At 63.3% G+C, this 20,334-nt stretch carries 16 protein-coding genes and 1 pseudogene; 8 read left to right on the top strand and 9 right to left on the bottom strand.

What is annotated here, in order from left to right; all coding sequences use genetic code 11:
• The first annotated feature begins 36 nt into the window (after positions 1-36).
• From J7302_RS18920 to rlmF, 3 genes are all read left to right on the top strand, one after another.
• On the top strand, positions 37-1,866 hold the full coding sequence (locus J7302_RS18920; protein ID WP_215378216.1) for an SLC13 family permease: 1,830 nt from the start codon (positions 37-39) through the stop codon (positions 1,864-1,866).
• 61 nt (positions 1,867-1,927) lie between these two features.
• Positions 1,928-2,488 (top strand): TVP38/TMEM64 family protein, encoded by a 561-nt coding sequence (locus tag J7302_RS18915; RefSeq protein WP_215378213.1) that lies wholly within the window; start codon positions 1,928-1,930, stop codon positions 2,486-2,488.
• 67 nt (positions 2,489-2,555) lie between these two features.
• Positions 2,556-3,545, top strand: coding sequence for a 23S rRNA (adenine(1618)-N(6))-methyltransferase RlmF (rlmF, locus tag J7302_RS18910; RefSeq protein ID WP_215378210.1), 990 nt, complete (start codon positions 2,556-2,558; stop codon positions 3,543-3,545).
• A gap of 203 nt (positions 3,546-3,748) precedes the next feature.
• On the opposite strand, the gene J7302_RS18905 is transcribed toward rlmF, so the two are convergent.
• Together J7302_RS18905 and sbcD are read right to left on the bottom strand one after the other, a co-directional pair.
• Positions 3,749-7,174: an AAA family ATPase gene (locus J7302_RS18905; RefSeq protein WP_215378207.1), complete on the bottom strand. Its 3,426-nt coding sequence runs from the start codon at positions 7,172-7,174 to the stop codon at positions 3,749-3,751.
• On the bottom strand, positions 7,171-8,391 hold the full coding sequence (gene sbcD / locus J7302_RS18900; RefSeq protein WP_215378204.1) for an exonuclease subunit SbcD: 1,221 nt from the start codon (positions 8,389-8,391) through the stop codon (positions 7,171-7,173). The genes J7302_RS18905 and sbcD overlap by 4 nt, the downstream gene beginning before the upstream one ends.
• A 122-nt stretch (positions 8,392-8,513) precedes the next feature.
• Here sbcD and J7302_RS18895 point away from each other — a divergent pair, with 122 nt between their 5' ends.
• Both J7302_RS18895 and yejK read left to right on the top strand, forming a co-directional pair.
• Entirely contained in the window at positions 8,514-9,848 is a 1,335-nt protein-coding gene (locus J7302_RS18895) for a TAXI family TRAP transporter solute-binding subunit (protein WP_215378201.1), read from the top strand.
• A 68-nt stretch (positions 9,849-9,916) separates the two neighbouring features.
• On the top strand, positions 9,917-10,927 hold the full coding sequence (gene yejK, locus J7302_RS18890; protein WP_215378194.1) for a nucleoid-associated protein YejK: 1,011 nt from the start codon (positions 9,917-9,919) through the stop codon (positions 10,925-10,927).
• Positions 10,928-11,108: 181 nt separating this feature from the next.
• On the opposite strand, the gene J7302_RS18885 is transcribed toward yejK, so the two are convergent.
• From J7302_RS18885 to J7302_RS18855, 7 genes are all read right to left on the bottom strand, one after another.
• Positions 11,109-12,044: a glutathione S-transferase family protein gene (locus tag J7302_RS18885; protein ID WP_215378190.1), complete on the bottom strand. Its 936-nt coding sequence runs from the start codon at positions 12,042-12,044 to the stop codon at positions 11,109-11,111.
• Between the two features lie 66 nt (positions 12,045-12,110).
• The gene (locus J7302_RS18880) at positions 12,111-12,419 is read right to left on the bottom strand and encodes a GIY-YIG nuclease family protein (RefSeq protein WP_215378186.1); all 309 of its coding nucleotides are present in this window, start codon (positions 12,417-12,419) and stop codon (positions 12,111-12,113) included.
• Positions 12,420-12,485: 66 nt separating this feature from the next.
• Positions 12,486-12,956, bottom strand: coding sequence for a nuclear transport factor 2 family protein (locus J7302_RS18875; RefSeq protein WP_215378183.1), 471 nt, complete (start codon positions 12,954-12,956; stop codon positions 12,486-12,488).
• Positions 12,957-13,048: 92 nt separating this feature from the next.
• On the bottom strand, positions 13,049-13,810 hold the full coding sequence (locus J7302_RS18870; protein ID WP_215378180.1) for an amino acid ABC transporter ATP-binding protein: 762 nt from the start codon (positions 13,808-13,810) through the stop codon (positions 13,049-13,051).
• Between the two features lie 9 nt (positions 13,811-13,819).
• Positions 13,820-14,917, bottom strand: coding sequence for an amino acid ABC transporter permease (locus tag J7302_RS18865; protein ID WP_215378177.1), 1,098 nt, complete (start codon positions 14,915-14,917; stop codon positions 13,820-13,822).
• A 10-nt stretch (positions 14,918-14,927) separates the two neighbouring features.
• Positions 14,928-16,112: an amino acid ABC transporter permease gene (locus tag J7302_RS18860; protein WP_215378173.1), complete on the bottom strand. Its 1,185-nt coding sequence runs from the start codon at positions 16,110-16,112 to the stop codon at positions 14,928-14,930.
• A 108-nt stretch (positions 16,113-16,220) separates the two neighbouring features.
• On the bottom strand, positions 16,221-17,249 hold the full coding sequence (locus J7302_RS18855; protein ID WP_215378169.1) for an amino acid ABC transporter substrate-binding protein: 1,029 nt from the start codon (positions 17,247-17,249) through the stop codon (positions 16,221-16,223).
• A 475-nt stretch (positions 17,250-17,724) separates the two neighbouring features.
• On the opposite strand from J7302_RS18855, the gene J7302_RS18850 reads away from it, so the two are divergent.
• The 3 genes and pseudogenes from J7302_RS18850 (at position 17,725) to J7302_RS18840 (ending at position 20,183) form a co-directional block, all read left to right on the top strand.
• On the top strand, positions 17,725-18,408 hold the full coding sequence (locus J7302_RS18850; protein ID WP_215378166.1) for an alpha/beta hydrolase: 684 nt from the start codon (positions 17,725-17,727) through the stop codon (positions 18,406-18,408).
• Positions 18,365-18,811 (top strand): annotated as a pseudogene (locus tag J7302_RS18845) (AMP-binding protein); the annotation flags it as partial. The gene J7302_RS18850 and the pseudogene J7302_RS18845, both read left to right, overlap by 44 nt.
• Positions 18,812-19,244: 433 nt before the next feature.
• A complete protein-coding gene (locus tag J7302_RS18840; protein ID WP_215378163.1) occupies positions 19,245-20,183 on the top strand; it encodes a GGDEF domain-containing protein in 939 nt (312 codons plus the stop codon).
• Positions 20,184-20,334: the final 151 nt, after the last annotated feature.

Genomic DNA, 20,334 nt, shown 5'->3' with positions numbered 1-20,334 from the left:
CAGACTGCCGCCCCTGCAAGGAACTGGGAGTCACGCTTGAATCTGGATCTGCTCATCGTGCTGGGCCTTTTGCTCGGTGCCGTTACGCTTTTTGTCCTGAACAAACCACGCATGGATGTGGTTGCATTACTGGTGATCGTTGCCCTGCCGATGACCGGCGTGCTCGATATCCAACAGACGCTCGCCGGATTCAGCGACCCCAGCGTGGTATTGATCGCAGCGCTGTTCGTCATCGGCGACGGTCTTGTGCGCACCGGCATCGCCTACCGCCTGGGCGACTGGCTGGTAGCCCGGGCCGGCAGCAGCGAAACGCGCCTGCTCATCCTGCTGATGCTCTCGGCCGCAGGCCTCGGCTCGGTGATGAGCTCCACCGGCGTCGTCGCGATCTTCATCCCGATTGCCCTTGGCGTTGCCGCGCGGCTGAAAATCGCCCCGGCTCGGCTGATGATGCCACTGGCCTTCGCCGGCTTGATCAGCGGCATGCTGACCCTGGTGGCCACGCCGCCGAATCTGGTGGTGAACAGCGAGTTGCTCCGCGCCGGCCTGGAAGGATTCGGCTTCTTCAGCCTGACGCCCATCGGACTCGCAGTCCTCGTGCTGGGCATCGGCTATATGCTGCTAACGCGGAGCTGGCTGGCTCGCAGTGGCATCGACGCCGATGCGGCCCCACCCCGCCTGACCCTCTCCGACCTGGCCGCAGCCTACAGGCTCAACGAGCGAGAACGGCGCCTGAAGGTGCGGGCTGACTCGCCCCTGGCCAGGCAGGCGCTTAACGAGTTGGAGCTGCGCCGGCAATACGGCATCAACGTGATCGGCGTCGAACGTCAGCGCAAATTCCGCACGTTGCTATTGATGGCAACGGGCAACACCCTGCTGGAGCCCGGCGATGTGCTGCTGGTGGATCTGGCCAGCCCGACCATCGGCCTGCTGGGCGTTTACCAGCAACTGGGGCTGGAGCCCATGCCGCTGGCCACCTCCTATTTCAGTCTGCACGCCCATGAGCTCGGCTTGGCGGAAGTCGCGCTGCCACCAGAATCGACGCTTCCCGGCAAGACCATCCTGGAGCTGGGCGTTCGCAGTCAGCATAAGCTCAATGTGGTGGGCCTGCGCCGCCATGGCGTAGCGCTGGAAGGCGTGCTGGTGGATGAGAAACTCAAGCCCTCGGACATGCTGCTGGTGGCCGGAAACTGGAAGAACATCCATCGCCTGCAGGGGCTGAGCCGCGACTTCCTGGTGCTGAGCCTGCCGGCTGAAGTCGACGAAGTCGCGCCAACTGCGCGCAAGGCGCCCTATGCGTTGCTCAGCCTGGCTGTGATGGTGGGCCTGATGGTCAGCGGCCTGGTCCCTAACGTAATGGCCGCACTGATCGGCTGCCTGCTGATGGGTGCGTTCCGCTGCATCGACCTGGCCAGCGCCTACCGCGCCATTCACTGGCCGACCCTGATCCTCATTGTCGGCATGCTGCCCTTTGCCCACGCCCTGCAACAGACCGGTGGCATCGACCTCGCGGTGAAAGGCCTGGTTGCCGTGCTCGGCGGCGCCGGGCCATACGCGATGCTGGCCAGCCTGTTCATCGTCACCGCACTGATAGGGTTGTTCATCTCCAATACCGCCACTGCGGTGCTCATGGCTCCCGTCGCTATCGCCACGGCCCAGCAGCTTGGCACTTCGCCCTATCCGTTCGCGATGATCGTCGCCCTGGCCGCGTCGGCAGCTTTCATGACTCCAGTTTCCTCGCCGGTGAACACCTTGGTGCTCGGCCCAGGCCAGTACCGCTTCGGAGACTTCGTCAAAGTCGGGGTGCCCTTTACCTTGCTGGTAATGATCGTCAGTGTGTTCCTGGTGCCGCTGATCTTTCCGCTTTGAGGGGTGGCGACGCGCCGGATTGGATGGACTTCAATGAAGGGGAAGCCTTGGAGCGACCGCTATGGACAAGTACCGGCGCCTGCTGCTGGTGGCCCTTACCCTCGCTGTGTTGCTGGCAATCTTCCAGTTCAGCGGCCTGCGCGAAAACCTGAGCCTGCAGTACCTGCATGATGCACTGCTGGCTCACAAGTTCTGGGGGGTGGTGCTATTCGCCCTGCTGTTCGCGCTGGGCAACCTGATCCAGATCCCCGGCTGGGTCTTCCTCGCCGCTGCGGTGCTGGCCCTGGGGCGACTCTGGGGAGGCCTGGCGACCTACGTAGCGGCGACCTTCTCCTGCTGTTGCACCTTCCTGCTGATCCGCCTGCTGGGCGGCGATGCACTGCGCCAGTTCGACAACCAGCTGGCGCAGCGCATCATCGCCCACCTCGACGAACGCCCAGTGCTGGTCGTCGCATCGTTGCGGGTGATGTTCCAGACCGTGCCAGCGCTCAACTATGCCCTCAGCCTCAGCGGCGTACGCTTTCGTCATTACCTGGGCGGGACCCTGCTCGGCCTGCCGTTGCCGATTGCCCTTTACTGCCTGTTTTTCGATTACCTGGGCCGTGCCCTGCACATCTCGTAGGATGGTGCGCACCAATAACGTCGGCTGTGGGAAAATGCGGCGCTTTCACTCCTCGACGCCAACCATCATGCCCCAGCCGCCCAAGCGCCCTCGCCCATCAGCCGCCAAATCGCCCACCACCAAGGGCCTGTTGCACCCGCGTAACCGACACCAGGGTCGCTACGACTTTCCCAAGCTGATTCAGGGCAGCCCGGAGCTGGCACAGTTCGTCATCACCAACCCCTACGGCAAGGAAAGCATCGACTTCGCCGATCCAGAAGCGGTGAAGGTGTTCAACCGTGCCCTGCTCCGACAGTTCTATGGCATCCGCCACTGGGACATTCCGGCTGGCTACCTCTGCCCGCCCATTCCAGGCCGCGCGGACTATCTGCATGGCCTCGCCGACCTGCTGGCCGCCGACAACGGCGGCGAGATTCCGCGCGGCAAGGGCATCCAGGCGCTGGATGTCGGCATCGGCGCCAACTGCATCTACCCGTTGATCGGTCATAGCGAATACGGCTGGCATTTCACCGGAGCGGATATCGATGGCACAGCGCTGGCCTCGGCCCGCGCCATCGTCGAATCCAACCAGCTGACGACCAGCATCGAACTGCGCCGGCAGACCGAGCCGAAGCACATATTCAAAGGCCTGCTGCTGCCCGGTGAGCGCTTCGACCTGACCCTGTGCAACCCGCCCTTCCACAGCTCGCAGGAAGAGGCCGCACGAGGCAGCCAGCGCAAGTGGAAGAACCTCGGCAAGCTCGACCCCACGCGCAAGTTGCCGGTGCTGAACTTCGGTGGCCAGGGCGCAGAGCTTTGGTGTGTGGGCGGTGAAGCGGGCTTCCTGCAACGGATGGTGGACGAAAGCGCGCAATTCAAGGAACAGGTGCTCTGGTTCAGCAGCCTGGTATCCAAGGGCGGCAATCTGCCGGGGCTGGAGGCGCGACTGAAGCGTGCCGGCGTCGTCGAGATGCACGTGGTGGAAATGGCCCAGGGGCAGAAGCAGAGCCGTTTCGTCGCCTGGACCTTTCTCGATTCCGGCCAGCGCGAGGCCTGGCGCAAGGCGCGCTGGAAGTGAGTGCCTGGCGGCAAACCTTGTAGCGAATTCATTCGCAAAGGCAGGCTGCAGGTCTGCCTCAGGAAGTCCCAGTCGAGGCCACCTACCCTCCCCCCCAGTCCCTTCCCCTGAAAAGGAGAGGGGAGCGGCCCGTGCGCACTGAACCGTCGTGCTTTTCCTGTAGGGGCGATTTCAATCGCTGAGCAGACCACAGGTCTGCCCAATCAACCAACCGCGAAACACCCATCCAGCCGGCTATAGCCCATACCCACGCCCTTGTGCACCTTGAGCTGAACCGGAATTCGCTCCTTCATGGCCTCGACGTGGCTGATCACGCCGATCATCTTGCCGCTGGCGTTCAGCGCATCCAGTGCGTCCAAGGCGACTTCCAGGGTCTCGCCGTCGAGGGTGCCGAAGCCTTCGTCGAGGAACAGTGAGTCGATGCTGGTTTTGTGGCTGACCAGGTCGGACAGCGCCAAAGCCAGCGCCAGGCTCACCAGGAAGCTCTCTCCACCGGACAGCGTCTTGCAATCACGCACCACGTCCGCCTGCCAGGTATCCATCACCTCCAGCTCCAACTCACCGCTGCTGCGCCGCGCCAGCTGGTAGCGGCCGTGCAGGCGCTGCAGCTGCTGGTTGGCCAGGTAGACGAGGTGATCCAGGGTCAGGCCCTGGGCGAACTTGCGGTACTTGGCACCGTCGGCGGAGCCAATCAGACTGTTGAGGCGCTGCCAGAGGTCGTAGTCAGCTTCCTGCTGGGCGATTTCGGCGAACAGCGCCTGCTGGCTCTGCCGGCGCAGTTCATCACCGGAAAGCTGCGCGCGAATTTCGCCTTGCCGCAGGCTCAGCAGCCGAGCCTGCTCGCCCAGAGCCTGCCACTGCTGCTCCAAGTCCTCCCGGATCAGCTCGCTCTGCGGCATCGACTGGAGTTGCTCGACCTGCTGACGGGCATCCGCCAGCAGGGCCTGGGCGTCGCCCAGCTCGCGCTGCAGCCGTTGCTGCAAGGCCTGAAGGGTGCTGCGCTCGCTGTCATCGAGCAAAGCTGCGAGAAACGCTGCTTCGTCCCCGAAAGGACTTGCCTCCACCCCTGCCCGCCAGGCATCCAGTTGCAGCTGCAGGCCATACCTGGCTTCACGCACACGCAGGTCCTGGCTCTGCTCGCTGCCCTTGAGCTGGTTCAGGCGTTGCTGCGCCGCCTCCAGCTCGGCCTGCACCGCAGCCAGCGCGGCCTGTGGATCGTCCACCGGTGCGATGGCGGATTGCCCGGCATGGCCCGACGCCTGCCAACGCACCTGCCAGATACTGGCCTGCTCCCTTGCCTGCTCCAGGGCATGCTGCTGGTCGCGCAGTTGGCCGTCCAGGCGCTGGCTGGCAGCCTGGTCCTGCTGCCACTGCTGCCACTCGGCTTCGCGCTCGGCCAGCCAGACGTTCCCTTCGTCCGGCAAGGCATAGCCGAGCACCGAAAGGCTGTCCGCCAGTTGCTGGCGCGTCTGCTGCTGCTCATTGAGGCGCTGTGCCAGTTGCAAGGCATTGTCCTGGGTCCGCTGCTGCAATCCGACCTGATCCTTTTCCAGCAGGGCGAACTGACTGCCGCAGTCGTGCAGGGCCTTCTCCCGCTGCTGGCGCCGGTCCCGCGCAGAGGATAGGGCGGCCTTGAGTTCATCCAGTCGTGCCAGCCGCTGCTGCAGTGCCGTCTTACGCTCGCAGTGAGCCCTGACCTCGTCGTGCAACGCCTGGATATCGGCCAGTTGCAGGCCGAGCGCCTGGCAGAGTTGCCGCCAGCGTTCGACGTATTCCCGCTGCTCGGTGTCCCCACTTTGCAGCGACTCGTTGAGCTGGATGATCTGGGCCTCCAGACTGGCGAGCCGATTGCTCAGCGTCTCCCCTTCAGCCCGCACGGCATCCTGGGCAGCCCTGCACTCGTGCAGGGACTGCTGGGTTGCAGAGAGGTTGAGTGCCTGGTACTCGGCGATGGCCGGATGCTCGAAGGACCCGCACAGGGGACAGGCTTCGCCCGGCTGCAAGGCGCTGCGGTAGGCCTCCAGTTGCTGGATGCGTTGTTCCTGCTCCAGCAGTTTTTCCTTGTCGGCGATCTGCTGCTTGAGCTCGCTGAAGCGACGACGCAGGGCATCTCGCTTGCCCCCCAGTTCGCGCTGCTCCGCTTGCAAGGGTTGCAGTTGCTCGCGGGCCTTCGCCTGCCGCTCCGCCAGTTGCCGACGTTGCTGGGACAGCTGCTCCAGGCGTTCGAGCTGGCTGCCTTGCTCCAGCAGCTGCTGCCACTGGTCACGCAAGGCTGCGTCACTTTGCCCGACCAACAGCGCATCAAGGCTCGCTTGCGCCTCGATCTCCTCCTGCTGGACCTGGGCATGCTCGGTGCGGACTGCGTCCAGCGTATTGCGCGCCTGCAGTAGACGATCGCCAAGCTCGGCGGTCTTTCGGCCCAGTTCCGCCGCTGTGCCTTGCAGGTCGGAAATCTCGCGATGGCCGCGGCCCAGCGCCGCAAACTCCGCACGCCAGCCCCCCAGGTACTCACCCAGGCGCGCCCGATGCGGCTGCTCCGCCAGGCGTCGTTGCAGGGTTTCACGTTGGCCATGCAAGGCATCCAGCGCCTGCTGACGTGCCTGGACCCATTGGCCGCCGAGCTGTGCGCCTTGCCATAGCTGTTCAAGAATCCGCTCTGCCAGTCCCTGCAGTTCGTGGCGCGTAACCCGCAATTCGCTTTCGCCCTGGGTCAGTTGCTGCTGGGCCCGCTGCCAGTCGCGATACACCGGCAGCAATTGACTGGCCGGCTCACTGGCGGCCAGCCGCGCAAGTTGCGGTCGAGCTTGCTCCAGAGCCTGGCGCGCCGCCTCGCGTTGTTGTTCGGCTGCGCGCTGGCGGACCTCGGCCTTGTCCAGCTCATCGCGCCACTGGCGCTGCCGCTGCAGGTCCGCCTGACGGATGCTGAGCCGCTGTTCCTCGACCGCCAGGTTGACGGCTTCTGACTGCAGTCCTGCGCGGGTCTGCTCATCCAGCAGCTCTACACCTTCGGCGCGGGCTTTCAGTTGGTCCAGACCAACCTTGACCTCACGGGTACGTTCGAACACACGCTGAGAAAGCTGGCCATAGATTTCGGTGCCAGTCAGCTCCTCCAGCAGCTCGGCGCGCTGGTTGGCACTGGCTTCCAGAAAGGCCGCGAAGCCGCCTTGGGCCAGCAGCATGGATTTGGTGAAGCGCTCGAAGTCGAGGCCGGTGAGGCTCTCCGTCTGCTTGAGCTTGTCGTTGATCTTGTCGGTGAGAATCTCTCCGTCCGCCACCCGGGCCAGTTCCACCTTCGGCGGCTGCAGGCCGCCGTCGGCCTTGTCGCGGGCGCGGCGCTGGCTCCAGAAGGCGCGATAGGCGACGCCCTTCACCTCGAACTCGACTTCGGCCAGGCACTCGGCGGTGTGACGGGTCATCAGCTCGTTCGCGCTGGCCGACACCGTGCTCATGCGCGGCGTGCGGTGGTAGAGGGCCAGGCAGATGGCATCCAGCAAGGTGGTCTTGCCGGCGCCGGTGGGCCCGGTGATGGCGAACAGCCCGTTACCGACGAAGGGTTCGCCGGTGAAGTCGATCTTCCACTCCCCCTTCAGCGAGTTGAGGTTTTTCAGACGCAGGCTGAGGATCTTCATGCCTGCCCCTCCTGAAGCTCATTGAGCACCTGGCGATGCAGATCCTTGAGGCGCAGCTCCAGCCCCTCTTCAAGCGTTTCGCTGCCAAGACGCTGCTCGAACACATCCTCCGGGTTGAGTTCGTCAAGGGTCTCGCGCGCCTGGCGCTGCAGGCTGGGCTGGGCGGTGCCGCGCTCACGGCGGATACGCAACACTTCCACGGGCAGGCCCTCACAGAGCGCGGCCAGGCGGGTTTGCAGGTCGCTGAGGTAGTCATCGCTGGTCACCAGCACTTCCAGCCACACTGGGCGTTCCGGCGTTCCCTCCTTGGCGACTTCGGCCAAGTGCGCGGGCAGGTCGTCGAGGGCGCCCTGCACGGAATACAGTGCCTGGAAACGTGGCACCGGCAGCGCCTCCACTCGGTGCAGACCGATGCTGTCCAGCTCCACCAGGAGTACTTCCTTCTGCTGCCACGCTTCGTCGAACGACAGCGGAATGGGCGACCCGCAATAGCGGATGTGCTCCAGACCACCGACCCTCTGCGGTCGATGGATATGGCCGAGGGCGATGTAGTCGACCGGCGGGAAGGCGCTGGTGGGGAAGGCTTCCAGGGCGCCAACATAGATTTCCCGCACCGACTCGCTAGCGCTGGCGCCCACTGTGGTCAGATGGCCGGTGGCAATGATCGGAAGCCCGCCACCCAGCTCGGTGCGGCGCTGCTCGGCCAGGGCGTGGAGCGCCTGGTAATGTCCCTGGATTGCCTGCTGCAACGAAAGCTGCTTGTCCGCCGCGCTCTGCCCGGCCTGGCTTTGGAGGACGTCGCGCGGCCGGATGAACGGGATGGCGCAAAGGATTGCACCCACCTGGCCGGTGCGGCGGTGCAGCACCAGCACCTGCTCCTCGATCGCTTCAGCAACGGAGGGAATCACCTGGGTGTCGAGCTGCGCCAGGAGAGTGCGGCTTTCCCCTAGCATGGCCACCGAATCATGGTTACCGCCAAGCACCACAAGTTCGGCCCCGGTAGCGCGTAGCTCGACGATGAACTGGTTGTACTGTTCACGGGCGTAGCTGGGCGGAGCGCCGGTGTCGAACACGTCCCCGGCGATGAGGACGGCATCCACCTGATGCTCTCGCACCTGTTCGATCAGCCAAGCACAGAAGGCCTGGTGTTCGGCTTGGCGGGTCTTGCCCATGAAATGCTGGCCGAGGTGCCAGTCAGAGGTGTGCAGGATACGCATGGCGGAAATCACGGGTCACCGATTCGGAAATGCCGGCAACCCTGTCATTTCCTTGGTTTTCTGGCAACCACAGGACCGCTTGTTACTATCCTTACTGCTGACCGCTGCCGACAGGGAATTCCATGCAACGCATCTTCCGCGACATCAAGATCATGCTGCTCGCCAACCTCTGGTTGATTCCAGTGCTGGCGGCGCTGGTCGGCGCCCTCTTCTACTTTGTCGCTCCGCCGCCGCCCATGCATGCCCGCCTGGCCACTGGCAGCCCCTCCGGCGGCTACAGCGAGTTCGGCGAGAAGCTCAAGGCCGAGCTGGCCAAACAGAGCTTCGAGCTGGAGCTGGTGCCCAGTAGCGGCTCGCTGGACAACCTGGCCAAGTTACAGGCCGGCGACGTTGAGATCGCGCTGATCCAGAGCGGCCAGGAGCTGACGCTGGACAACCAGGCGCGTGGAAAGCTGCACGGCCTGGGCGTGATGTTTCAGGAGCCGTTGTGGCTGTTCAAGCACAAGGAGCTGGAGATCGACAGCATGGCCGACCTGAAGCGGCTACGAGTAGCCATTGGCGCACCGAACAGCGGCACCCGCTCGATCAGCGATGCCATCCTGAGCGCCAACCAGATCAATGAAGACCAGTATCCCGCCGAATGGAAGGCCTTCAGCGGCACCCCGGCCGCCGAGGCGCTGATCGCTGGGGATCTGGACGCTGCGTTTTTCATCGGTCCGGCGGAAAACCCGCTGATCCAGCGCCTGGCGGCGCAGCCGCAGTTGGACCTGGTCAGCTTCCGCCGCAGCACTGCCTACGGCGCACGCCTGCCCTTCCTGACCAAACTGGAGGTCGGCGAAGGGTTGCTCAACCTTGCGACGAACAGCCCCTCGCAGGACATCCGTACCCTGGCCCCCGTCGCCACCCTGGTGGCCAACGACAGCTTCCACACCTCACTGACACCACTGATCCTCGAAGCCGCCCGCGAAGTGATGAAGAACGGTACCCTCCTCGACGCTGCAGGCCAGTACCCGAGCGCCAAACCGCAAACCTTGCCGACGCTCGACGAGGCCGATTACTACTACGAGAAGGGCTTGCCGATCCTGCAGCGCTACGTGCCCTTCCGCATCGCTTCGCTGGCGGATCGCTACATCATCCTGCTGATCCCGCTGATCGTGATCATGATTCCGCTGCTCAAGGCCGTCGGTCCAATCTACCGCTGGCGCATTCGGGCACGCATTTACCGCTGGTACAAGTACCTGCGCGAAATCGACCGCAAGCTGGACGCCGGCGCCCTGCCGGACGAGCTGAGTGCCGAGATCGAGCGCCTGGAGAGTCTGGAGGACCGCCTGGCCAAGGTCGAGGTGCCGCTCTCCTACTCCAACGAGCTGTATGACCTGCACGTGCACCTGCGCTATGTGATCGAACGGTTATACGCCTTGCAGCGACGGCAGGCAGCCAACGAGCAGGTCGGGTAAACTGGCGCACTTTTCCCGCCGGCGCTCCCGCGCGCCGGCTGAGCGTCTTTCTCCAACGGTCGAACCCCATGCCCATCCGCCACTGCATCGTCCACCTCATCGACAAGAAGCCCGACGGCAGCGCCGCCGTGCTGCATGCCCGGGATAGCGAACTGGCCGAATCCCAGGCCATGGAAAACCTCCTGGCCGACCTCAACGAGAGCTACAACGCCAAGCAGGGCAAGGCCTGGGGCTTCTTTCACGAAGAGTCCGGCGCCTACCCCTTCAGCGGCTGGCTGAAGGAGTACCAGGACGGCGGCCGCGACTTCACCGCCTTCACCCGCCAGGCCGTTGAGCACCTGCAGAAGCTGATGGAAGAGTCCAACCTCTCCACAGGCGGCCATGTGCTCTTCGCCCACTATCAGCAAGGCATGACCGACTACCTGGCCATCGCCCTGCTGCATCACAGCGAAGGCGTGACCGTCACCGACGCCCTGGACGTGGCGCCAGCCCGGCACCTGGACCTGGGCCAATTGCACCTGGCAGCGCGCATCAACCTGTCCGAGTGGCAGAACAACCAGCAGTCGAAGCAATACATCTCCTTCATCAAGGGCAAGAATGGCAAGAAGGTCTCGGATTACTTCCGCGACTTCATCGGCTGCCAGGAAGGCATCGACCCGCCCAGCGAGACGCGCACCCTGCTCAAAGCCTTCAGTGATTTCGTCGAGAGCGAAGACCTGGCCGAAGAGCAGGCCCGCGAGAAGACCAAGACCTTGGTGGATTACGCCAGCACCCAGGCCAAGCTGGGCGAGCCGATCACCCTGCAAGAGCTGTCCGGGCTGATCGATGAAGAACGTCCGCGCGCCTTCTACGAACATATCCGCAACAAGGACTACGGCCTCTCCCCGGAGATTCCGCCGGACAAGCGCACCCTTAGTCAGTTCCAGCGCTTCACCGGCCGCGCCGAAGGGTTGTCCATCAGCTTCGAAGCACACCTGCTGGGTTCAAAGGTGGAGTACGACGAGGGCCGCGACATGCTGATCATCCGCCAGCTGCCGACCCAGCTGAAGGATCAGCTCAAGCGACGCAAGGAAGACTGAAACGACAACGCCCGGCAATGCCGGGCGTTGTCTTTGTGGGGCTGATTAGCGTCCGGGGGCTTTTCCTGTCGGGGCGAATTCACTCACCAAGTCACCCGAAAGACTGCCCCTCAGCCAATCAGGGGCCGCTTTGCGGCCCTTTGCGAATGAATTTGCCCCCACAAGAGCAGCGTCCCACCACTCAACACGCCTCGATGCGGAAGCCCAGTCGCGGGAAATGCACGTGCACGACGCCGGCGCGCTCGTCTTCGCGGCGCAGGATGAGTTCTTCACGGCCAGCGAAGAGCAACTCGCCTTCCACCGGATCGACACCGTAATCGGTGGCTGCCACGCGCACTTTCTGCCCGAGCTCGAAGCCGTTCGGCTCATCGAAATCCTCATCCGGCAGTGCCGCCGGCGACGCGTTACGGGCGATTTCCAGCGCCTCGCTCGAAGACAGCTCGCTGGGAGAGCCATGGCCAAAGCCCAGGACGCGCCCCAGCCAGGCCGACACTTCAGGGTAAGCATCCACCAACGGCGCGGTGACCGGGGTGCCCTTGAGGAACCACAGGCAGTGGGCCAGGGAGAAGTCGGCCATGGAGGGCTCGCCGAACAGGAAATCGCCCTCGCTGCGCGCCAGCTGCTGCTCTGCGCGTGCCATCAAGGTCGGCCAGTTGTGCTTGGCCTGCTCCAGCGGCAGGCGGGTGGCGCTGCCCCCGCTGAACAGCCCGGAACGGTCGGCGATGAAGGCCTTGATCGCCTCCGGTGGCAACTTGCCGAAACGCACGGCTACCGACTCAGGCTGGAACACCAGGGCAACGGCATGCTGGAAGATCACCGAGTCCACCCACAGGGCAAAGCTGGCGACGTTGAACTCCTGACCCTCAGGGAACAGGGCCGGGGTGGCCTTCTCCGCCTCCAGGCGACGGGCAATCAGCGCCGTGTCGCAGTAGACGTCTGCACCTACCTGCAGCACCGGGGTCTTGCGGTAGCCGCCGGTGAGAGCGGTGAGGTCCGGCTTGGGCATCACCGGCGGGATCAGCACCGACCGCCAGGAGAGCTGCTTGAAGCCCAGCATCAGACGGGCTTTCTCGGCGAAGGGCGAGGTCGGGTAATGGTGCAGGATCAACTCATGCATGACGGGCTCCATGTCGGATCGGATGATGTCGCAGCTTAACCGGGCGCACACCCCAGGCACACGGGGTCAGCCTGATACCAAGGCATCAGCCGGCTGGATTGGCATTCCCTGGAGCACCAGACGCTCCTTGGCCGCCTTGCGCAACTGCTTGATGGCACGCTCGCGACGCAAGGCCTCACCCTTGTCGATACAGGACTCGACGAACACCAGCGCCTGGGCCGGGCTGGAATGGAAAAAGCGCGCGCCCTTGCCGCTCTGGTGTTGGGCGAAACGCCGCTGTGGGTCGTCGCTGATGCCGCAATACAAAGCGCCGTTCTCGGCGCGCACCAGGTAGACGAACCAGGGCTTGGCTGCGGGGGTGGGTTCTTCAGACATCGGATAGTCCAGTGGGGAAGCGGCGAGATTAGGCACCGTGCCGCTGCCTGGCACAAGCCCAGGCCATCAACGCCCGGCGCGATAGGCAGCCAAGCCACGTGCGGCCTGCTGGCGGACCTTGCCCTGCACCGCCGGCAGCCAGCCAAGCAGCAGCCCCTTGGCACCTAGTGCCTGCCGCGCCCAACGCCACACATCGAAGCTGTCACGATGCTCAGTGATGCGGCCATCCTCGAAGCGAAAGCGCGCCTCGATGCGATTGACCACCATTCGCCCGGTCTGGCTGAACAGGTAGGTCGCCACCCAGCGCCCGCGACCGAGGCGGTCATCCGCCTCGACACCGTCGAAGGTCAGGGAAAACTGCTGCGCACGGCTGGCGAGCATGCGCCACATGTCGGCCGCCTCTTCGCCGCGCAGATCGGGGAACACCGGATCGCTGAACCGCACATCGGGGCTGTAGCAGGCGGCCATGGTTTCCGCGTCGAGGCGCTGGAAGGCCTGGTAGAAGCGGGTGATGAGTTCGGCGTTGGGATGGGCCATGAGGGGCTCCGACAAACACGTGGTGTAGGGAGGGTACGGCATGAATCCATGAAAAAAGGAGCCCGAAGGCTCCTTTCGCAGCAAGCGACGCCTCAGTGCAGGATCTGCCCCAGGAACAGCTTGGTCCGCTCGTTCTGTGGATTGTCGAAGAAGGCGTGAGGTTCGTTCTGTTCGACGATCTCGCCCTTGTCCATGAAGATCACCCGGTTCGCCACGGTGCGGGCGAAGCCCATTTCGTGGGTCACGCAGAGCATGGTCATGCCGTCCTGGGCCAGGCCGATCATGGTGTCGAGCACTTCCTTGACCATCTCCGGATCGAGCGCCGAGGTGGGTTCGTCGAACAGCATGATCTTCGGCTTCATGCACAGCGCGCGAGCAATGGCCACCCGCTGCTGCTGCCCGCCGGAGAGCTGGCCCGGGTACTTGTTGGCCTGCTCGGGGATGCGCACCCGCTCCAGGAAGTGCATGGCGATTTCCTCGGCCTTGCGCTTGGGCATCTTGCGTACCCACATGGGCGCCAGCGTGCAGTTCTGCAGCACGGTGAGGTGCGGGAACAGGTTGAAGTGCTGGAATACCATGCCCACTTCGCTGCGGATCGCCTCGATGTGCTTGAGATCGTTGGTCAGCTCGGTGCCATCGACGATGATGTGCCCCTGCTGGTGCTCTTCCAGGCGGTTGATGCAGCGGATAGTGGTGGACTTGCCGGAACCGGAAGGCCCACAGAGGACGATACGCTCGCCCTGCTGCACCTCCAGGTTGATGTCTTTCAACACGTGGAACTGGCCGTACCACTTGTTCACGCCCTGCATGCGGATGATCGGCTCGCCGGCGGTTTTTTTGCTTGCTTCAGTCATGGGTGACTCCTAACGCTTGTGGCCGGTGTCCAGCTTGCGCTCCAGGCTCATGGAGTAGCGGGACATGCCGAAACAGAAAATCCAGAACACCAGGGCGGCGAAGACGTAGCCTTCGGTCGCCATGCCCAGCCAGGTCGGATCGGTGGTGGCCTGCTTGATACTGTTGAGCAGGTCGAACAAACCGATGATGATCACCAGGCTGGTGTCCTTGAACAGGGCGATGAAGGTGTTGACGATGCCGGGAATCACCAGCTTCAGGGCTTGCGGCAGGATCACCAGGCCCATCATCCGCCAGTAGCCCAGGCCCATCGCGGCAGCCGCTTCGTACTGCCCCTTGGGAATGGCCTGCAGGCCACCCCGCACCACTTCGGCGATGTAGGCCGACTGGAACAGGATTACCCCGATCAGCGCGCGCAGCAGCTTGTCGAAGCTCAGTCCCTCGGGCAGGAACAGCGGCAGCATCACCGAGGACATGAACAGCACGGTGATCAGCGGAACGCCGCGCCAGAACTCGATGAAGGTGACGCAGAGAACGCGGATCGCCGGCATGTCGGAACGCCGGCCCAGTGCCAGCATGATGCCCAGTGGCAATGCACCGACGATGCCCACGGAGGCGATCACCAGGGTCAGCATCAACCCGCCCCACTGGCTGGTGGAGACTGTTTCCATGCCGAGGAATCCGCCATGCAGCAGCCAGTACGCGAGCAGCGGATAGGCCACCAGGAATCCCAGGCCATAGATAGCCTTGTGCGGGAACTTGGGCACGAACAACGGTGCGGCGCCGATGATCGCCAGCCAGACCGCCAGGTCCACCCGCCAGCGCAGCGCTTCAGGGTAGAAGCCATACATGAACTGGCTGAAGCGCATCTTGATGAACACCCAGCAAGCGCCTTCGCTGGTGCAGTCGGCCCGTGTGGTGCCCGTCCAGTCGGCCTGGAAGAACGCCCACTGCAGCAGCGGCGGCACGATCAGCCAGATCAGGTAGATGGCAAACAGGGTCAACAAGGAGTTGAACCAGTTGGAGAACAGGTTGGAACGCATCCAGCCAAGAGCGCCAACGCTGAGGCGGGGTGGCGGCTGGTCGGGCTTGAATACATGTGTCGTCATGGCTCGGACCTCACCGCTCGATCAGCGCAATGCGCTTGTTGTACCAGTTCATCAGGATCGAAATGCTGATGCTGATGGCCAGGTAGACGCTCATCGTGATGGCAATCACCTCGATGGCCTGGCCGGTCTGGTTGAGTACGGTTCCGGCGAACAGCGACACCATGTCCGGATATCCGATACCGGCTGCCAGGGACGAGTTCTTGGCCAGGTTCAGATACTGGCTGGTGAGTGGCGGGATGATCACGCGCAGAGCCTGCGGGATGATCACCAGGCGCAGGAGCTTGCCCGCCGGCAGTCCGAGCGAACGCGCCGCCTCGGTCTGGCCATGGCTGACCGCCTGGATGCCGGAACGCACGTTCTCCGCGATGAATGCCGCGGTGTACACCGTCAGCGCCAGGGTCAGGGCGATCAGCTCAGGGACCACCACCCAGCCACCCCGGAAGTTGAAGCCCGTGAGCTCAGGCACGCTCCAGAGGAACGGTGCGCCGAACACCTGGGCCACGAGGAACGGAACCGCGATCAGCAGCACCAGCGACGTGATCAGCACCGGGAAGCGCTCGCCGGTCGCCTCGCGCTTGGCCTTGGCCCAGCGGGCCACGGCGATAATCGCCAGCAGCACCAGCACCATGCCCACCATGAATGGCCAGAATCCGTCCGCCTGGGTCGGTGCAGGCATGTACAGCCCACGGTTGTTGAGGAAGAAATTCTCCCCCAGGCTCAGGCTCTGCCGCGGACCGGGCATCGGCAGCATTACCGCGAAGTACCAGAAGAAGATCTGCAGCAGCGGCGGGATGTTGCGGAAGGTCTCGATATAGATGGTCGCCAACTTACGAATCAGCCAGTTGGGCGACAGCCGCGCCACCCCCAGAATGAACCCCAGGATGGTAGCGAAGAAGATGCCGATGCAGGACACCAGCAAGGTGTTGAGCAGGCCGATGACGAAGACGCGAGCGTAGGTATCGCTCTCGGTGTAATCGATCAGGTGCTGGGAGATTCCGAAGCCAGCGCTCTGTTCGAGGAAACCGAAGCCGGACAGGATGCCGCGTTGTTGCAGGTTGTGCTGGGTGTTCTGAAACAGGAACCAGCCCATGGCGATGACCGCGATGACCGCGATGATCTGGAATAGCCACGCGCGCGCCTTGGGGTCGGTCCAGACCGACCCACGGGGGCGCGGGGTACTTGCAGGATTTTGCATGACAGCCCTCTTTGAAGCCCCGGCTGGCCCACGGGAATGCGGCCAGCCGGACTTCTCGCTAAACGGAACTCAAACCCGGCGGCGCATCATGCAGCCGCCGGGCGACGGTCAGCGCACCGGTGGTGCGTATTGCAGACCGCCCTTGTTCCACAGGGCGTTTAGACCACGCTCGATCTTCAGCTCGCTACCGGCACCGATATTGCGATCGAAGACTTCACCATAGTTGCCAACTTGTTTGACGATCTGGACTGCCCAATCCTTCGGCAGCTTCAGGTCCTTGCCGAAGTCACCTTCAGCCCCCAACAGGCGGGCGATGTCGGGGTTCTTGGTGGTCTTGGCCTGCTCTTCGACGTTCTTCGAGTTCAGGCCCAGCTCTTCTGCGTTGAGCAATGCGAACAGCGACCAGCGCACGATGTCGAACCACTCCTCGTCACCCTGGCGTACGGCTGGGCCAAGGGGCTCCTTGGAGATCACTTCCGGCAGCACCACGTACTCGTCCGGTGCCGCCAGCTTGATGCGCTGCGCATAGAGCTGGGACTGGTCGGAAGTCAGCACGTCGCAACGGCCGGACTCGAGCGATTTTGCGCTCTCGTCGGAGGTGTCATAGGTGATGGGGGTGTACTTCAGGCTATTGGCGCGGAAGTAGTCGGCGAGGTTGAGTTCAGTGGTGGTACCGGCCTGGATGCAGACGGTCGCGCCATCGAGTTCCTTGGCACTGGAAACACCCAGTTTCTTGTTCACCAGGAAGCCCTGGCCGTCGTAGTAGGTCACCCCGGTGAAGTTGAGGCCCATGGCCGCATCACGGGAGCTGGTCCAAGTGCTGTTGCGCGACAGGACATCCACTTCGCCGGACTGCAGCGCGGTGAAACGTTCCTTGGCAGTCAGCGGGCTGAACTTCACCTTTTTGGCATCGCCAAATACTGCCGCCGCTACTGCGCGGCAGACGTCGACGTCGATACCCAGATAGTTGCCTTTGCCATCAGCGTAGGAAAAGCCCGGGAGGCCATCACTGATGCCGCACTGTACGAAGCCCTTCTTCTTAACCGCGTCCAGGGTGGCGCCCGCCTGGGCGATACCGCTGGCACCGAACACGACTGCCGCGGTCAGCACGGCCAGGGTGGATTTCACCATCTTCATCAAAACCTCCAGTTGCTTTTATTGGTGTTGGAGTCTCGGTCCCACCGCCGTACCCTCGTGAGGCAGGTTCGACCTTTCGATGCACCAGAAAAGGTCAACCGGGGTGTCGGACCTAAGGAAAGAGTCTAGTTGGCACTGCTCCGCACGCCAGCCGACTCTTCCTCGCCCATTTGTAGAACGGGCTGGAGACGGATTTCGCCCATTGCCATGCCATCGTCAGCACTTGGCGGGCGCTTGCAAGACACCAGTTGCAACCGGTGCCCAACCCGTTTCGCCCCGCCGGTGTTACCCGGTTGATGGGACAATTCGCTTGGAGGACGCTTAGCAAGGGCCGTACCAGACAGCAACCCGCAGGGCCTTTCCTATAGGTCAATAGGTAAAGTTTTAGCGTTGCGACAAATTATTCAGTTATCAACCACCTTACCCAGAACGCACTGCCCCCCAAGTGGGCAGAAGCACCACAACGGAGCCACACATGAGCGACACATTGATCCTTGAGCCCACACTTGCCGCCGACGCCTGTGTCATCTGGCTTCACGGGCTGGGCGCCGATCGCTACGACTTCCTCCCGGTAGCCGAGGCGCTCCAGGAGGTGCTCGACAGCACGCGCTTCGTGTTACCGCAAGCACCGACCCGGCCAGTCACCATCAATGGCGGCTGGGCCATGCCTTCCTGGTACGACATCCTAGCCATGAGCCCGGAGCGCGCCATCGACCAGGCACAACTGGAAGAGTCGGCGCAGCAGGTGATCAACCTGATCGAAGCGCTGCGCGATGGCGGGATCGACCCGACGCGCATTTTCCTGGCCGGCTTCTCCCAAGGCGGCGCCGTTGTCCTGCACACCGCGTTCCTGCGCTGGCAGGGCCCACTGGGCGGCGTCCTCGCGCTCTCCACCTACGCCCCGACGTTCAGTGACGAAATGCAACTGACGGAAACAAAACAACAACTGCCGGTACTGTGCTTGCATGGCAGCTTCGACGACGTGGTGACCCCGGCAATGGGCCGTTCCGCCCACGATCGACTGGCCAAGGCCGGAGTGGCCGTGCAGTGGCGCGCCTATCCGATGGCCCATGAGGTCCTGCCAGAAGAGATCCGTGATATCGGCACCTGGTTGGCCGAGCGGCTGCGCCATCAAGGCCCAGCGCGGCACCCAGCCTGAGGGCGTCCTCGAATTCGACGAACTGCTCGAGGGGTTCCCCAGCAACCACCTGCAAAGCGGCCACGTCATAGCCCCCGACGACGTGGCTTCCTACTTCCATACCACCGGCACCACGCCCAAGCTGGCGCCGCACAACCATCGAAATGAAGTGGCGATGATCCTCGCCTATGTGATCAACCTCGGGGAAACCGACAGTACCCTGTGCGGCCTACCGCTATTCCACGTCGACGGCATGATTGTGACCGGCCTCGCGCCTTTCTTCGCGGGTGCTGAAATCCTCATCGCCACGCCCCACGACTACCGCAGCACGCGGCTGGTCCAGAACTTCTGCAAGGTCATCGAACACTACAGGGTGAGCTTCTTCAGCGGCGTACCGACCATCTATGCAGGATTGCTCCAGGTGCTCATCGACGACCGCAACGGCCAGTTCGTCGAAACCCATGTGCAGGCCCTCTCGACCGACCTTGAGGGCCAGCTCAACGCCTGCCTCGCCGGGTTCTCGATCAAATACGAGCTAATGGCAGAAAGCCAGCTACCATGAATCCCAAGCCTGCAAATCCGCAGGAATCATAGGGGATAGGCTGGTTTTGACTCGAACAAACCGACACTGACCGGCAACGACGTGATCGCCTGCCGTGTCGTTTGTGGCGGTATAAGTCGCGAATTCCAGCCAACGTTACGTTGCTGACATAAATCAGGCCGCTGGTCGGCCGAATTTTGAACGAGCATTGCCAGCCCAGAACGGCCGGAATAATGTCAAACGCCGGTCACGACCCATAGACAAGGAACGTCAGCGGTGCCCTCCGCTTCGACTGCCAATCAGGTCCTTTGCAGCGATGAAGCACATCAAGTGGCAGGAAGACTTGCAGCAACTCAGTCAGGCGCGGCTTTTCCACAATGTCGCTCCGGGCAACCTCAAGCGGCTGCTGACGGAGTTTCGCGCATGCGCTCTGGCGGCAGGAGAAGTCGTCCTGTCGCCCTTCAACCGCAACCAGCACCTCTACCTGTTGCTCGCCGGAAGGCTCGATGTCCACCTGGGGTCGATCGACAACACCCCGGTCGCCAACCTGATGCCGGGCGAATGCGCCGGCGAGATCAGCTTCATCGACAACAACTGCCCCAGTGCCTATGTGGTCGCCGGCGAACCCTCCACCGTCCTGCGCTTGCACCGGGACGCCCTGGTCGGTCTGCTCCGGCAATCGCCGCAAATGATGCAGAACCTGCTGGAGCTGCTCTGCGAGCGGGTACGCCAGGGCAACCGCATCATCCTGGACACTGAACAGCACGCCAACATCGATACCCTGACCGGGCTCTACAACCGCCGCTGGCTGGAACACATTTACGTGCGGGAAAGCACGCGCTGCGCCTTCAATGAAAGTCCACTGAGCATGCTCATGCTGGATGTCGACCACTTCAAGGCCTACAACGACACCCATGGCCACCTGGCCGGCGATTATGCCCTGTGCCTGGTAGCGCACACCCTGCGCAGCCAGCTCCGGCCCAAGGACAGCATGACCCGCTTCGGTGGCGAGGAGTTCGTGATACTGCTGCCGGAACTGGGCGAAAACGACGCCCGTCCCATCGGCGAGCGGCTGCGCGTCAGTCTGGAGCAGATCACCTCTTTCTATTCGCCACTGGGTGTGCTCCCAGGCGTGACCGTCTCCATCGGCCTTGCCCAGATGCGCCAGCGGGACAGCCTGCAAGGGCTGATTGCCCGCGCCGACAGCGCCCTCTACCAAGCGAAGCAGAACGGCCGCAACCGCCTTCACGGCTGAAAGCAACGTCTGGTTGTAGAAACGAACTCATTCGCGAAGGACCGCGGCCCATCCCCACTGGCCGGCCTTCGGCCTGCTTGGCGAATCAATTGACCCCTACAGCGGAGTCCCTAGGCGACGCAGCAATTTCCCACGCATTCAAACATCCGTT

Source organism: Metapseudomonas boanensis (assembly GCF_018704125.1).
Lineage (GTDB): Bacteria > Pseudomonadota > Gammaproteobacteria > Pseudomonadales > Pseudomonadaceae > Metapseudomonas > Metapseudomonas boanensis.
This window is presented reverse-complemented; position numbering and strand designations above follow the sequence as displayed.